This window comes from Psychrobacter sp. GP33 (assembly GCF_014119005.1).
In the GTDB taxonomy this organism is placed as follows: domain Bacteria; phylum Pseudomonadota; class Gammaproteobacteria; order Pseudomonadales; family Moraxellaceae; genus Psychrobacter.
The window spans coordinates 251,728-267,214 of record NZ_JACGYX010000005.1; the positions used below are offsets into that span (position 1 = coordinate 251,728).

Annotated in this window: 15 protein-coding genes and 1 tRNA gene; 10 read left to right on the forward strand and 6 right to left on the reverse strand. The window is 43.7% G+C overall.

From position 1 onward, the window contains the following. Positions 1-16 precede the first annotated feature (16 nt). The 6 genes from H2245_RS08910 to gatC all read right to left on the reverse strand — a co-directional run bounded on the left by H2245_RS08910 (position 17) and on the right by gatC (position 6,314). Positions 17-1,105, reverse strand: a complete 1,089-nt coding sequence (locus H2245_RS08910) for a DUF1853 family protein (RefSeq protein ID WP_182407040.1) — start codon at positions 1,103-1,105, stop codon at positions 17-19. A gap of 389 nt (positions 1,106-1,494) precedes the next feature. After that, the gene (locus tag H2245_RS08915) at positions 1,495-2,559 is read right to left on the reverse strand and encodes a hypothetical protein (protein WP_182407041.1); all 1,065 of its coding nucleotides are present in this window, start codon (positions 2,557-2,559) and stop codon (positions 1,495-1,497) included. 175 nt (positions 2,560-2,734) lie between these two features. Continuing rightward, positions 2,735-2,811: transfer RNA gene (locus H2245_RS08920), tRNA-Pro, on the reverse strand. 113 nt (positions 2,812-2,924) lie between these two features. Further along, positions 2,925-4,436, reverse strand: a complete 1,512-nt coding sequence (gene gatB / locus H2245_RS08925) for an Asp-tRNA(Asn)/Glu-tRNA(Gln) amidotransferase subunit GatB (RefSeq protein ID WP_182407042.1) — start codon at positions 4,434-4,436, stop codon at positions 2,925-2,927. Continuing rightward, a complete protein-coding gene (gatA, locus tag H2245_RS08930) occupies positions 4,436-5,932 on the reverse strand; it encodes an Asp-tRNA(Asn)/Glu-tRNA(Gln) amidotransferase subunit GatA (RefSeq protein WP_182407043.1) in 1,497 nt (498 codons plus the stop codon). The genes gatB and gatA overlap by 1 nt, the downstream gene beginning before the upstream one ends. A 67-nt stretch (positions 5,933-5,999) precedes the next feature. Next, entirely contained in the window at positions 6,000-6,314 is a 315-nt protein-coding gene (gatC, locus tag H2245_RS08935) for an Asp-tRNA(Asn)/Glu-tRNA(Gln) amidotransferase subunit GatC (RefSeq protein WP_182407044.1), read from the reverse strand. A 548-nt stretch (positions 6,315-6,862) separates the two neighbouring features. On the opposite strand from gatC, the gene H2245_RS08940 reads away from it, so the two are divergent. The 10 genes from H2245_RS08940 to rplB all read left to right on the forward strand — a co-directional run bounded on the left by H2245_RS08940 (position 6,863) and on the right by rplB (position 15,479). Continuing rightward, entirely contained in the window at positions 6,863-7,894 is a 1,032-nt protein-coding gene (locus H2245_RS08940; protein WP_182407045.1) for a rod shape-determining protein, read from the forward strand. A 74-nt stretch (positions 7,895-7,968) separates the two neighbouring features. Continuing rightward, the gene (gene mreC / locus H2245_RS08945) at positions 7,969-8,823 is read left to right on the forward strand and encodes a rod shape-determining protein MreC (protein ID WP_182407046.1); all 855 of its coding nucleotides are present in this window, start codon (positions 7,969-7,971) and stop codon (positions 8,821-8,823) included. A 111-nt stretch (positions 8,824-8,934) separates the two neighbouring features. Beyond that, positions 8,935-9,417, forward strand: a complete 483-nt coding sequence (gene mreD, locus H2245_RS08950; protein ID WP_182407047.1) for a rod shape-determining protein MreD — start codon at positions 8,935-8,937, stop codon at positions 9,415-9,417. 146 nt (positions 9,418-9,563) lie between these two features. Further along, on the forward strand, positions 9,564-10,298 hold the full coding sequence (locus H2245_RS08955) for a nucleoside triphosphate pyrophosphatase (protein ID WP_182407048.1): 735 nt from the start codon (positions 9,564-9,566) through the stop codon (positions 10,296-10,298). 203 nt (positions 10,299-10,501) lie between these two features. Beyond that, complete coding sequence (locus tag H2245_RS08960) at positions 10,502-12,127, forward strand: Rne/Rng family ribonuclease (RefSeq protein ID WP_182407049.1); 1,626 nt, start codon at positions 10,502-10,504, stop codon at positions 12,125-12,127. A 552-nt stretch (positions 12,128-12,679) separates the two neighbouring features. Continuing rightward, positions 12,680-12,991 carry a 30S ribosomal protein S10 gene (gene rpsJ / locus H2245_RS08965; protein ID WP_010196670.1) on the forward strand — a complete coding sequence of 104 codons (312 nt, stop codon included), beginning with the start codon at positions 12,680-12,682 and terminating at the stop codon, positions 12,989-12,991. 49 nt (positions 12,992-13,040) lie between these two features. After that, positions 13,041-13,679 carry a 50S ribosomal protein L3 gene (gene rplC, locus H2245_RS08970; RefSeq protein ID WP_182407050.1) on the forward strand — a complete coding sequence of 213 codons (639 nt, stop codon included), beginning with the start codon at positions 13,041-13,043 and terminating at the stop codon, positions 13,677-13,679. Positions 13,680-13,693: 14 nt separating this feature from the next. Then, a complete protein-coding gene (rplD, locus tag H2245_RS08975) occupies positions 13,694-14,296 on the forward strand; it encodes a 50S ribosomal protein L4 (protein WP_182407051.1) in 603 nt (200 codons plus the stop codon). After that, positions 14,293-14,643, forward strand: coding sequence for a 50S ribosomal protein L23 (gene rplW, locus H2245_RS08980; protein WP_182407052.1), 351 nt, complete (start codon positions 14,293-14,295; stop codon positions 14,641-14,643). Before rplD ends, rplW begins: the two co-directional genes overlap by 4 nt. An 11-nt stretch (positions 14,644-14,654) precedes the next feature. Beyond that, positions 14,655-15,479 (forward strand): 50S ribosomal protein L2, encoded by an 825-nt coding sequence (gene rplB / locus H2245_RS08985; protein ID WP_182407053.1) that lies wholly within the window; start codon positions 14,655-14,657, stop codon positions 15,477-15,479. The last annotated feature ends 8 nt before the right edge of the window (positions 15,480-15,487 follow it).

The following is a 15,487-nucleotide window of genomic DNA, read 5'->3' on the forward strand; positions in this document are numbered from 1 at the left end:
AACTGATTCTATAGTCTTAATCCTTTACGCTATTTTGCTCAGCATTAACCGCAGTTTGCAAAATCACAACAGGCTCATAGCCTCCTTGAGAAGACCGTTGGACAAAATATAGTCCTTGCTGCAAAGTCGCTATAGTAGGCGACACCTTATTATCCTCTTTATTATAAAAATTGCGCTGAGTAAACCATTCTATATAATGCGCTTGACGGATAGCGACGACATCCGTCAATAGCTCAGTAATATCATCCGTTTGAGCTATCTCGGATATTTGGTCGGCTTGATTGTTTTGATTACTCGGAGCAGCCAGCCAGCGATGTAGTGGAAAGCTTGGCGTAAACCAATCAGGATAAACGAAATTATTATTGGTCATGGGCAAAAAGAACCGCCCTTTTATCAATGCATAGCGCTTATCAATTTTTACTTCACCATGATTTTTGGTATCTATGGCTAACGTACAAAATTGCTTGGTTTGCATATGCGCCATTTTACGCTGCAAATTATCATTAGGATTAATCCCCACCCAATTCACTGGTGCAAATGGCGCAGAACCCATAAAGAACTTAATTGCTAATTCCCAATGTTCAGTGAGCTTCTCTTGATGGTTATACAAAACTAAATCTAACTCTCCAGACGTTTGCTTACCACAATATAGCTGCACATTGCTTGCCAGTATCTCGTAAGGATGGTGTCCATGAGCGAAACCATCCGTTATCCAAAATGATAATAACCCTTCAAAATGAAAGCCCAAACGATTCGGGCTGGGTCGTGCTAATAAATAGCGGGTGAGTGCTTGATAAGCGTTGGTGCTGTCAAGTATCTGTAAACGCCCTTGATATGCCTTGTATTGCGCGTGCCAAAAGTCTGCACTATGTACCGAAATTTTAGCAGTATTTTTATCCGTATTATTAACAGCGCTTTCACCACCGCTTCCATCATTGTTTTGATGATCAGTAAAATCAATCCAATGGGTCAGCACGTTTGGGCAGGCAAGCGCAAAGGCTAAATCGCGGACATACGGACGCTGATACTGCTCCCAAGGGGCATTATCGCTAATATTTGAATGATTGCTAAGCGTCGGTAAGGGAAGAGCGGTTGCCTCGTTCATAAGGTGAACCATAATAAAGGTTAAAAGATTACCCTAACGGCTCGCCTGATAAATGTCTAGCTATCATACGTATGAGTTAGGGTAAATGAGGTTCTATTATCTTTACGAAATAGTAGTGATGATATAAATATTTAAATGAAGAGTGGATGGGTTTATCAGTATCGGAATGAGAATAGGCAGTAAAAAGGTGAGGGCGTTAATTTGCCATTTTGCGGATTTATAGAATTTTAGCTTGGCAGGTTTGTTTTGTTGGGTCATTGGTATAGCTCCATGATATGCCGTAACAGTGCGCTACGGCTTACATGGGTTATGTTAAGGGAATGGTCTAACTAAGAAAATTCCCTCAGCCTAGCTTAATATACATAAACATAGGTTGAAGCATATTAAAGTTATGATTGTGGTCTGCCAGCTTCACTAGCATATTGAGGTATAGAACTAAGCCAGCTTTTTAAAGTAGCTGTTCTTTCAGGAAGCATTTCACCATGTCCCGTATCAATTAGGTAGCTCCATACAAGCTCACACATTTCACCAATTCTAATTTTTTTATCATGGTCTTTTGACCATAAGTATTGTGCATGTGCATCAGCAATCATCTTTGCTTTTAGTAACTTTGGACTAACACCTTTCTTCTTAAATAATATTTCTGGCTTTTCTGCTGGTGGTTTGTTTTCAATAATAAGGTTTACTAAGAGCTCTAAATCCTTGTGCAAAATCAAAATATCATCAGGCGTTGCTTCTAGGTTAAGTGCGTACGTTTCTTTGTTATTAAAGGCACTATTAACCCCTTCGTAATATTCTATTTGATAATCTTCTAAATGATAATAATCCAATACCTTCATATTAATTCTTGATAGTGCTTTTTCAAGTCCGTACTCTTCGATGCTTTCTTTAGGTAATATCGGCTGATACCTGCTTTCTACTACTTTGATTTTATCAAAGTTATAATCTTGACCTTTATATGTGCTAGGTCTGTCACTAGGCAAAAGAAACTCTTCTACGTCTGTTGGATTAGCGTTTAGTCTATTATGTGGTAATAATCCCTCAATATCTGCCCATTCGTCACTAATTTCAGTTCGCTCCAATAGAAGTAGGTTGCTAATCATTCTGTGGCTTAGCTGGATAAAAACGCCTAATTCTTTACAAGTTAGCGAGGGCTTTACATCGCAAAAAAACAAATATGCGTCTATTTGTGTTGTGTAGATTTGATAGTCTTCACTGTCTTTGTCTAATTCATCTAAAAAGTCTAACTTGTCTTCATCGAGGTAATGACTTCCCATTAAATAAAACCCTCTACCATAAACGTAAGCGTCTAAATCAAACTCATAAATTCTTTTAAGTAGTTTTTTTGGCGTTATGTTATCGGTTTCAAATTTTCTGTTTAAGTAGTCGCAAGCTTCTTGTAGATTGTAATATTCTGCTGTATCAAAGCTTAATGCTATATCATTATGACTCACAATTCACACCCCTACACCCTTAAATCAAAGTAAGTACAAAGCAGTGACAGCATAAATGTATGAATAGCTATCGTTCGGACAATTAATCCTAGCCTTGCTAATTTTCTTCAATTCTAACCCAAAAAAAAGGTCAACCATTATAAATAATAGTTGACCTTATTCTTACTTCTGTCTTTGGTCGGAACGGCAGGATTCGAACCTGCGACCCCTACACCCCCAGTGTAGTGCGCTACCAGACTGCGCTACGCCCCGAATGACTGACTATTTTACGCAAAATCGTACGTATTGCAAGGGTTAATTGTTGCCTATGTTTATTGCTGAATGTTTACGTTCAATAGTCAGTATTTATTGTTAACTTTATTTACTTAACCCAACAGCTCTTTTAAGATTTGATTGACCTGTTGTGGATTGGCACTACCGCGACTGGCTTTCATCACTTGACCGACCAGACCGTTAAAGGCTTTTTCTTTACCGCCGCGATATTCTTCGACCATCACTGCATTCTTAGCGATGACCTCTTCAACGATGGCTTTGATTGCGCCTGTATCGGTTTCTTGCTTTAGACCTTGAGTTTCAATAATCTGATCAGCGGCGTCATCAGCATCACCGCCTGCACGTTCGTATAAAGCGCTAAAGACTTTTTTGGCAAGCTTACCTGATAGGGTGTCATCATTGATACGTTTGAGCATATTTGCCAATTGTATGGCGCTAATGGGCGAGTTGATGATATCGGTATCGTCCTTATTTAACGCCCCAAGCAAGTCGCCCATGACCCAGTTAGCCGCCATCTTCGCATCTTGTTGACCAATTTCAGCAACTACGGCTTCAAAATAATCAGCAAGCTGACGGCTGCCGGTTAAGATACGCGCGTCGTATTCTGATAGACCAAATGCTTCTTCAAAACGCGCGCGACGAGCAACTGGTAGCTCAGGCATCGCTGCGCGAATGCTATCAACTGTATGCTGTTCAATGCGCACCGGTAGCAAGTCAGGGTCAGGGAAATAGCGATAGTCGTTGGCGTCTTCTTTGGTACGCATCACACGAGTTTCATCGCGCTCTGGATCGTAGAGCATCGTTGCTTGCAGAACTTTGCCACCATCTTCGATGATGTCGATTTGACGCTCAATCTCGCGGTTGATGGCGCGTTCAATATTGCGGAACGAGTTTAAGTTCTTTAACTCAGTACGTGTGCCCAATTCAGCGCCAGGCTCGCGGATAGAGACGTTACAATCACAGCGGAATGAGCCTTCTGCCATAATCGCGTCGGATATACCAAGCCAAGTGACCAGCTGATGAATGGCTTTAATGTAGGCAAGCGCCTCGGCAGCAGAACGCATATCCGGCTCAGAGACGATTTCAATCAAAGGTGTGCCAGCGCGGTTAAGATCGACACCAGTCATACCTTCGACAGCATCATGAACGGATTTGCCTGCATCTTCTTCTAAATGCGCGCGCGTGATGCCCATACGTTTAGGATATTCGTTTTTATCGCCTTCATTAACCACAACATCGATATAACCTTCACCGACGATAGGGTTTGCCATTTGGGTAATTTGATAGCCTTTTGGCAAATCAGGATAAAAGTAGTTTTTACGATCAAAGGTGTTAAATAAACCCAGCTCAGCATTAACGCCAATGCCGAATTTGAGGGCTCGTTCAACCACGCCGGCATTAAGTACAGGCAAAACGCCCGGTAATCCTAAGTCAACAATGCTGGCTTGGCTATTTGGCTCATGACCAAAGTCCGTCGGGGCGCTTGAGAATATTTTACTTTCTGTATTCAGCTGGCAATGGATTTCGATGCCGATGACCACTTCATAGCCGTCAACGAATAGCTCGCGACGCACGGTATGGTTAGTGCTATTTGCTGTGCTCATTATACCGTCTCCTTGGCGATGGCAGAGTGTTGTAGATGATGGTCGGTGTGCTGCTGGAACAAATGCGCGGTGGTGAGCAATTGGCTCTCACACCAATGTTGACCAATCAGTTGTAAACCAACAGGCAAGCCATTAGCTGTCAAACCGACTGGCTGACTAAGGGCAGGTAAGCCCGCAAGGTTTACCCCAATCGTATACACATCGCCTAGGTACATGGACGCTGGATCTAAGTTTTCGCTCAGCTTATACGCTGCAGTCGGTACAGTTGGGCTGGCAATCACATCACAATGGGCAAACGCATCGGCGAAGTCTTTAACAATAATACGGCGAATTTTTTGCGCTTTGGTGTAATAGGCATCGAAGTAACCAGCGGATAGGGCATAAGTACCCATCAAGATACGGCGCTGTACTTCAGGACCGAAGCCTTCAGAGCGTGAGCGCGTATATAAGTCGGTTAAGTCTTTTGGGTTTTCACAGCGATAGCCAAAGCGTACGCCATCAAAGCGCGATAGATTTGATGATGCTTCAGCAGGGGCAAGCATGTAATAAGTAGCAAGGGTGATTTCAGGATCGGTAATATTCACTTCTACAATCGTTGCGCCAAGTTCTTCATATTTCTGTAATGCCGCGCGTACCAACTCATTGACTTCAGTATTTAATCCTTCACCGAAATATTCTTTTGCCACGCCAATACGCAATCCAGCAAATGGTTTATCATCTGCTTTCGCCACTGCTTCATTCATATCTTGAACGTAATCGGGCATATCATATTTAATAGAAGTGGCATCACGTGGGTCATGACCAATCATCGGTTGCAGTAGATAAGCACAGTCTTTAGCACTACGCCCTAAACTACCTGCTTGGTCAAGGCTTGATGCATAGGCAATCATCCCGAAGCGTGAAATACGTCCATAAGTGGGTTTAATACCGGTTAAACCACAAAACGATGCTGGTTGACGAATCGAGCCACCTGTATCACTAGCGGTTGCAACGGGCACAAAGCCAGCGGCGACGGCGGCAGCACTACCACCTGATGAGCCACCCGGTACGTGCTCAAGATTCCACGGATTTTGCACCGACCCATAATAAGAGCTGCTATTATCAGAGCCCATTGCGAACTCATCCATATTCAGCTTACCAAGGCTAATCATGCCTGCTTTATCAATATTGGTAACGATGGTCGCATCATACGGCGAGATAAAGTTATGCAGCATTTTTGAGCCACATGTAGTCAACACACCTTGGGTACAAAATATATCTTTATGCGCCATAGGTACACCAAGCAGAGGACGCATATCGCCTTGCGCGCGCATCTCATCTGCTGCTTGCGCTTGGGCACGTGCCGTCTCAGAAGTATGGGTGATAAAGCTATTAATCTTGCCATCTAGCGCATCAATACGCTTAATAAAATGGTCAGTCAGTTCAAGGCTGCTAAATTGTTTGTCTTGTAAGCCTGTAATCAGCTGCTCGGTACTTAAATGATGTAACTCAGACATAAGGGGTCGTCCGTCAAAATGTTAACTGCATAAGATAAGACTAAAAGGAGGTGAGATTAGTGATTGGTTACTCAATCACTTGCGGTACTAAGTACAAGCCTTGCTCAACCGCTGGTGCCATCGACTGATTACGTTCGCGATTAATATCATGTTTGGCGACGTCTGCGCGCAGCTCTTGGCAAGCTTCATGAATATTTGCCAATGGGGTCAGTTCGCTAGTATCTACACCTGCTAAGGTATGCATCAATTCTAATACCTTGCTGATATCACTGGCATAACTATCAGCCGTATCTATATCGACACCCAATCTGGCTAAATTGGCAACTTCGAGGATTTCTTGACGGCTAACACTACTGTCAGTCGTTGACGGTTGTTGTGACATAATTTCTCCACTGTAGGACAGTATTTATTAGAATTTGAACTTAGAATGTGGCACAAAAATATTCTACAAAGCTAAAGCTGTTTATCAGTTCATAACCACTTTAAAACGATTAATAACTTATTATAAAGCATCTGACCCAAGTTTACAGAGTGCGACGTACGATTGCTGCACAAACCGTCAACCTTATAGCAGCCTCAACTTGACATAGCAGTGAAGAGGCACGAGCTGAGCTTTGCTATTTTAATAGGTAAATCAAGTTCTTAGTAAAATGATGGAATGCTACTCAATTTTACGAGCTTACACTAATAAGCATTTTATGATTAATGGGGACGTTTATAAAAAGTAACGTGGCTTCGCTGGGTAAAGACCTATGTTTTTGTGCCCTAAGTCGGTATAATTTAGCCCATTTTTAGCATTATCGTTTAGGTTCAATGGGTCAGGCAGGTCGAGTATGGCAACGATAAATATAGCGCCATCTTAATCTCTGCTGACGGGTAATGCTCAAATCTCTCATTCGCCTTATGTGCAAGTCGCTGGATACATTAGTCATGAACCTATTTGGATTTTTATCAAATAATATCGCAATCGACCTTGGTACTGCCAATACCCTTATCTTTATTCCCAATAAAGGTATCGTGTTGAACGAACCGACGGTCGTTGCCCTACGCACTCAGCCAATGCAAAACCCTGTGGTTGCTGCCGTTGGCGTTGATGCCAAGCAAATGCTTGGGCGTACCCCAGCCAATATCACTACCATTCGACCGTTAAAAGATGGGGTGATTTCTGACTTTGATGTGACTCAGCAGATGCTCAGGCACTTTATTGCTAAAGTAAAAGCCAAGCGTTTTTTAGCGCAGCCCAAAGTCGTGGTTTGTGTGCCTTACAAGTCAACGATGATTGAGCGCAAAGCCATTCGTGCCGCGGTATTATCGGCAGGGGCAAGTCGAGTGTTGTTATTAGAAGAACCAATGGCAGCAGCGATTGGCGCAGGCTTGCCGGTTCATGATGCCAGTGGCTCAATGGTGGTTGATATTGGTGGCGGCACGACAGAAATTGCAGTGATTGCTCTATCCGGTTGTGTGTATGCGCAGTCTATTCGTATCGGCGGCGATATGTTTGATGAGGCGATTATTAGTTATGTGCGCCGTAATCATGGCTGCGTGATTGGCGAAACCACAGCTGAGCGTGTCAAGCAAGAAGTCGGCACTGCGATTAATGATGAGCGCCAGCAAATAGAAGTGGAAGTTCGCGGACGTAGTATTGCAGACGGTATGCCCAAAACATTAATGGTCAATTCTGCGGACATTCATAGTGCATTGCGTGAGCCTTTAAACAGTATTATTAATGCCATTAAATCTGCATTAGAGGACACGCCACCTGAATTATCGTCAGATATTGCCGAGCGTGGTATTGTCTTAACGGGCGGCGGCGCATTGCTGCGCGACTTGGATACCTTTATCTCTAAGGAGACAGGCTTACCGGTGAGCGTTGCTGAAGATCCATTAACGTGCGTCAGTCGCGGTGCTGGTATGGCGCTTAGCTTTATTGATAATAGAACTCTTAGTACCATTTTTGTTTAAAAGGTTGTCTGAATATTAGGCACTATGAACATTATTACTATACGCGCACTGCACATCGACCTATTAGAACCTTTATGACGCCAAGTATGTTTGCCCGCCAGCCATTATCTCTGCGTATGATTGCTATCGCCTTAGTGGTGGCGGTGATTGTGATGTGGATGGATTATAAAAACCCCACATGGTTTGCGCCTGTTCGTCATATCAGTCAGGCGGCGCTCCAGCCGATTTATGAGTTGTCACTCTTACCCAGTCAAGCAACCCACTGGGCAAGTGGGCGTACGGTGTCAAAAGAAGCATTACGTCGCGAAAATGTGCAGCTTAAAGCGCAATTGCTGCATGCCGATGCCAAACTGCAACAGCAAGATTATATCGTGGCAGAAAACACCCGTTTGCAAGCGATGTTATCGACTACCATTCCTGAACAATTTACCTTACATTTAGCTCAAACGATTGGGACGGATACTAATCCACTTAAACAAATTGTGGTGCTGAATAAAGGTGCACAAGACGGGGTGAAAGTTGGGCAAACGGTCATTGATGAGTCAGGTATTCTTGGGCAAATTATCACCGTTTATCCCAATACCAGTCGCTTGATGTTAATCACAGACGAGCAGCAGTCGGTAGCAGTGATGGTCAAGCGTACCGGTCAGCGCGGTATCGTCACTGGTAAAGGAATACCAACGGCTTTAAGGCTCAACTATGTGTTTAAAAGCTCAGATATACGTGTGGGTGATGAGCTGATATCGTCAGGGCTTGGCGGACGTATGCCGGCGGGCTACCAAATTGGACGTATTGCTCGGGTTAAAGACACCCAAGCGGACAATTTTAGAACCATCGAGGTGACGCCAGCGGCTAACTTTATGAATAATGCCTACGTGCTGATTTTACAACCTAAGCCAGTAGCAGCTACTGATCAAGTAACTGAATAAATTCCTAGCTCGGTTACGAGGTAAACATCCACTACGATAGCTGCTACATTATCTTTGTCCAAGCAAGTAATTAAAGCAAGCCGTTAAAGCACATTGTTAAGGCACATAGTTATGGCGCATGCTCACTCTGAGTACAGCACTGATTTTTTATTCAGCGTTATTTTTCTAAGTTTTATCATCGCTTCATCGCTTAGTGTTTATCCACTCAGTCCTAGCGTTGCGATGCTGCGCCCCATGCTGATGGTAATGGTACTGATTTTTTGGCTGATATTTCAAGCCCGCTATGTTGGACTAAAGACGGCATTTGCTATTGGTATTATTATTGACTTGTTGATGGACAGCCGCTTGGGTCTGCATACCTTTGCAGCAGTGATGGTGGTATTGGTTATGAACCTAATGAGCAGGCAGCTAAAGTCATTAGCAATAGGGACAGCGTGGTTGATGGCGGCAGTAGGACTGTTGAGTTATCAGCTCTGCCTATGGTTGTTACTGCCGATGCTGCAAAATACTGCGGCAACTCCATCAGCGTTGCCCTTGCTGGTGAGTATAGTCAGCTGGCCACTAGTACTGCTGCTGTTGCGTCGTTTTCGCTGATTAGCTCACCATCAATTAAACATTTTGCTTTTAGAAGCTTTTTATCATTAACATGTAAGTCACTATCTTATTAAGATATTTATTAACTGATAAATCACCCTTTTAACTGTTGTATTATTTACCAAACAAGATAAAAGAGAGTCATTATGGATATCCTACTGGCTTCTGGTTCACCGCGCCGCCGCGAACTCTTGACCAGCGCCCAGCTCGATTTCACTATCATGAGCGTTGATATCGATGAAACGCCCCATCAACATGAAAGTCCCCAAGATTATATCCAGCGGATGGTAGTAACCAAAGCTGAGGCAACCGTTTCTCAATTACAGGCAGAGTGGGGCAGCTCTCAATCAAAGCCTTGTCTATCGTTAGATACCCATTATTCACCGCTACTTATCTTGACCGCGGACACCATTGGTGTACTACCAGATGGCAAAACCGTTTTGGTCAAGCCCACAGATCGCGAACACGCCTACAGCATGTGGCAGCAAATGTCTGACAGCACGCATCAAGTATGGACAGCAGTACAAGCAACTGTGCTGGCTAGATGTAGTGTTGATAACGATAATGAATATACTAATGATAACGGTGTTGATAAGGGCGCATTGCCAATCATCTGGCAACAACATATTATTGAACGTACCGATGTTACCTTTGTACCACTAACCACAGAGATGATGGCAGCATATTGGAATACTGGTGAACCTGCTGATAAAGCAGGCGGTTATGGTATTCAAGGTTTAGCAGCAGCATGGGTAACGCGCATTAATGGCAGCTATACCAATGTTGTTGGTCTACCCTTAGCGCAAACCTTAGCCTTAGTACAACACGCTCACCACGAGTGTGAGAGTATACTGAACGCCTTAAGCTGTGCAGATACATAATGTCACAGCAGGATAGTAAGTACAGTTATGGCGCGTTTGCTACACTAAGCTGCACTTATGACTGCTATTATGTTACTAGTATCAATCGTTAAATATAATGGTAGCTCGGTAAAATAATGCGTTAAGTAATACACAGTCATACCGTAAAGAAACCCCTTTAATAGCACCTATATTGATAAAACTATAACAAGAGAAGAAGCACTATGTCTGAAGAGCTGCTGATTAATGTCAGTCCGATGGAATCCCGTGTGGCAGTTTTAGATAATGGTGTATTGGGCGAGATTTATATTGAGCGCCACCATAAACTGGGCTTGGTAGGTAATATCTATTTGGGTACCGTGGTACGTGTGCTGCCGGGTATGCAGGCAGCGTTCGTTGATATTGGACAATCGCGCACCGCATTTTTACATGTTAATGACATGCAGCGTGAACCGCGTCCTGTGGTCAATAAAAAGGCAAAATTTGTAAACATCACAGCAGAAACAGACATCACAGAGGAAACGGCAGCTGTTATCTTGGATACCGACCTAGCTGTAACTCCGCCCGTCGTGAGTGCTCAAACTACTGATGTTGTCACGACGATTAGCACCGTAACGACCTCAGGTAAAAGTTTAATTCAGCACAGACTTCATGAAAGTCAGCGCATTCTTGTCCAAGTCACCAAAGATCAGTTGGGTAGTAAGGGCGCACGTCTTACTACCAATATCTCTTTGCCATCCCGTTATCTGGTCTACTTACCGTCAAGCGACCATATTGGTATCTCACAGCGGATTGATGGGGATGAAGAACGCACCCGCTTAAAGACTGAACTGACGAGCCTCATGCAGACTGTCAACTTAAAAGGCGGATTAATTGCCCGAACGGCGGCTGAGCGCGTACCGGTAGATAAGCTTGAAGAGGACATCTATTATCTTGTGCAACTGTGGCGTACTATCTGCGCCCGCCGTCAAGAAATAAATCACCAAAGAAGCTCGGAGCTCATTTACCAAGAGTTGTCCTTGCCCTTACGCTCTATTCGCGACTTGGTTCATGGTAATACTGAAAAGGTTATTATTGATAATGAAAAAATCTATACTGAAGTAAGAGCGTTTGCCAAAGAGTTTGTGCCTTTTGTCTATGATCGGATTGTCCATTATACCGCTGAGCCTGCCTTGTTCGATGTGCACCGCGTTGAAGACGATTTAAGTGATGCACTAAAGCGCCGAGTGGATCTCAAATCTGGTGGTTATTTAATCATTGATCAAACCGAAGCTATGACCACTATTGATGTCAATACCGGCTCTTTCGTCGGTGGTCGCTCCTTAGAAGACACTGTTTATAAGACCAACTTAGAAGCCACTCATGCGATAGCGCGTCAGCTACGACTGCGTAATCTAGGCGGGATTATCATTCTAGATTTTATTGATATGTTAGAGCAACCGCATAAAGATGATGTTTTAGAAAGTCTGCAAGCACAATTAGCCCAAGATTACGCCAAGTCTAATATTACTCAAGTGAGTGAGCTGGGCTTGGTTGAGATGACCCGTAAGCGTACCCGCGAATCGCTGGGGCAGCAATTATGTGAGCCGTGCTCTACCTGTCAAGGTCGCGGTTTTGTCAAAACAGCGGAAACCGTCTGCTTTGAAATATTCCGTGAAATCATGCGCTGTGCCCGTACTTATAATTCGCCTAAAAAATTCACGGTCGTGGCTCATGCCGCGGTCATTGACTTGTTACTCACCTCGGAAGCGGATACCGTCGCCGATTTAGAGTATCTGTTAGGTCGAGTGATTACCTTTGAAGTTGAAAGTTTATATACCCAAGAGCAATACGATATTGTGTTAGATTAAAAACAGTGCTAAGGCGCCCAGCGATTAAACGGAGCAAATTATAAATGGACACTATTTCGTATTTATCACATATTTTCTCATAGGTATCAAAGTCAGCTGGAGTAGGGCAACGTTAATAAAGCATTGTTGATTTATCTATAATACATGATGCCAACCTATTTATAGTATCCTGCTTCAGACATAGTTAAACTGTGATTACCGCTCCTACCTATTATGAGCCATCGTTCTGCCCTGATATTAGCCTTGCAATCAGCGAAATGTTATGTATAATATACCCTACTGAATTATAAGCGCGCGGTACAACCGTTAGCGCTATGACAGCTAGAGCATCGTTTCTGGCACTATTTCATTATGCTTCTGCTGACATCCATATAAATACGGAAGGTCTGCGGGGCTTTAAATTATTTCGCTTTTAGTACGCTGCTGGTTCTCCTAGAGAATAGATTCTGATAAAGAATAGAAGCCACTTGAAGTGAATCTTTAACCAAACGGCTTTTAGTCATCATATTGCACTGCAAAGATGGCAAAAGCACATATTAGGAGCTTGCTGGCATGGCTAACCAGAGAATCCGTATCCGTCTTAAGTCTTTTGATCATCGCTTAATTGATCAGTCAGCACAAGAGATCGTTGATACAGCAAAGCGCACCGGTGCGCAAGTTTGTGGTCCTGTACCGTTGCCGACTCGTATTGAGCGTTTCAACGTCCTAACCTCACCACACGTCAATAAAGACGCTCGTGACCAGTACGAAATCCGTACTCACAAGCGCATGGTTGATATCGTTCAGCCTACTGACAAAACTGTGGACGCGTTAATGAAGTTAGATTTAGCGGCGGGTGTTGACGTTCAAATTGCTTTGGGTTAATGCACATTAAACACCCAAACCATTAATAGAAGATATAAAGAGGTTTAAAATGGCGATTGGTTTAGTCGGTAAAAAATGCGGCATGACCCGTGTCTTCACTGAAGCAGGCGCATCTATCCCTGTAACAGTAGTTGAGATCAGTGCGAACCGCATTACTCAAGTAAAAAATACTGATGTAGATGGCTATCAAGCCATTCAAGTTACCACAGGTACCCGTCGTGACAGCCGCGTAACAGCCGCACAAAAAGGTCACTTCGCTAAAGCTGGCGTTGCAGCTGGTCGTGGTGTTTGGGAATTTCGTGCCAATGATAGCGATCTTGAAGGTCGTGAAATTGGCGGTGAGATCCTAGCTGACTTGTTCGAACAAGGTCAGATGGTTGATGTCACAGGTAATAGTAAAGGTAAAGGCTTTCAAGGCGGCGTAAAGCGTCACAACTTTAGCATGCAAGATGCCACCCATGGTAACTCAGTATCTCACCGTGCCATTGGTTCGACTGGTCAGAATCAGTCACCAGGTAAAGTCTTCAAAGGCAAAAAAATGCCTGGTCAGATGGGTAACAAACGCGTTACCGTTCAAGGCCTAGAAGTGATATCGGTTGATGTTGAAAAAGGGTTAATTGTCATCAAGGGTGCTATCCCAGGTGCCACCGGTGGCGATGTCATCGTACGTCCGTCAGTCAAAGCCTAAGCAAGGGGATTAACGTGGATTTAAAAACAGTTACAGGGGCGGCAGTTGAGCTTTCTGATACGGCTTTCGGTCGTGAATTCAACGAAGCGCTAGTGCATCAGGTTGTCACCGCATATCTTGCTGGTGCTCGCCAAGGTACACGTGCACAAAAAACCCGTGCCGAAGTTTCTGGCGGTGGCATTAAGCCATGGCGCCAAAAAGGTACTGGTCGCGCTCGTGCAGGTTCTATTCGTAGCCCAATCTGGCGTGGGGGCGGACGTGCATTTGCCGCGAAACCACAAGATTGGTCACAAAAAGTTAACCGTAAAATGTATCGCGGTGCTATGCAGTGCATTCTAGCCGAATTGATTCGCCAAGAGCGTTTAATTTTGGTTGAAGAATTGACCATTTCTGCACCTAAGACTAAAGAGCTGATTGCGAAGTTAAGTGAATTGAATGCACCACGTGCATTGATCATCACCAAAGAAGTTGATGAGAATTTATACTTAGCGGCACGCAACATTCCACATGTCAATGTACTTGATACAAGTGAAGTGGATCCAGTGAGCTTGATTGCTTTTGATAAAGTAATCATGTCAGTTGAAGCTGCGAAACAATTTGAGGAAGCACTAGCATGAACAACGCAAGACTTTATCAGGTCTTAAGAGGACCTGTATTCTCAGAAAAATCTCAAATGCTTGGTGATTCACTTGGCGTGCAGGTATTTAAAATTGACTCTAATGCTACTAAGCTTGAAGTCAAAAAAGCAGTTGAGCTGATGTTTGAAGGTGTTGAAGTTTTAAAAGTAAACACTTTGAATGTTAAAGGTAAGACAAAGCGTTTTGGTAAAAACATCGGCCGTCGTAATGACTACAAAAAAGCCTATGTCACCTTAAAAGCTGGTCACGATGTACAAATGGCTGATGCTGGTGAAGAGGTCGCGAATACGACTGCTTCTACTAGTGAAACAGCGAACAACGAATAAGGATAACACTCATGCCTATCGTAAAAGCAAAGCCAACATCACCAGGCCGTCGTTTTGTTGAAAAAGTAGTGCATCCGCACCTATATAAAGGTCGTCCGTTTGCAGCGCTTCTAGAATCAAAAAGCAAGACAGGTGGTCGTAATAATAATGGTCGTATCACCACTCGTCATATTGGCGGCGGTCATAAACAACATTATCGTATTATTGACTTCAAACGTACGAAAGACAATATTCCAGCAACGGTAGAGCGTATTGAATACGATCCTAACCGTACTGCACATATTGCGCTACTTAAGTACGCTGATGGCGAACGTCGTTATATCATTGCTGCTAAAAAACAAGCAGTTGGCGATACAGTAATGTCAGGTGAAGCATCACCAATTCGTCCAGGTAACTGTTTACCGCTTAAAAATATCCCATTGGGTACTGTGATTCACAATATCGAACTTAAAATCGGTAAAGGTGCACAGATTGCTCGCGCTGCGGGTACAAGCGTTCAGTTATTAGGTCGTGATGGTATTTACGCAATCATTCGTTTACGTTCAGGCGAGACTCGTCGCGTACACGTTAATTGCCGTGCCGTTATTGGTGAAGTATCTAACACTGAAAACAACTTGAAATCACTTGGTAAAGCTGGTGCTTCACGTTGGCGCGGTATTCGTCCATCAGTTCGTGGTGTGGCGATGAACCCTGTTGATCACCCACATGGTGGTGGTGAAGGTCGTAACAAAGGTCGCCATCCTACTAGCCCTTGGGGTCAGAAGTCTAAAGGACTTAAAACGCGTCATAATAAGCGTACTGACAGTATGATCATCCGTCGCGCCAAGAAGAAATAAAGGAAGAA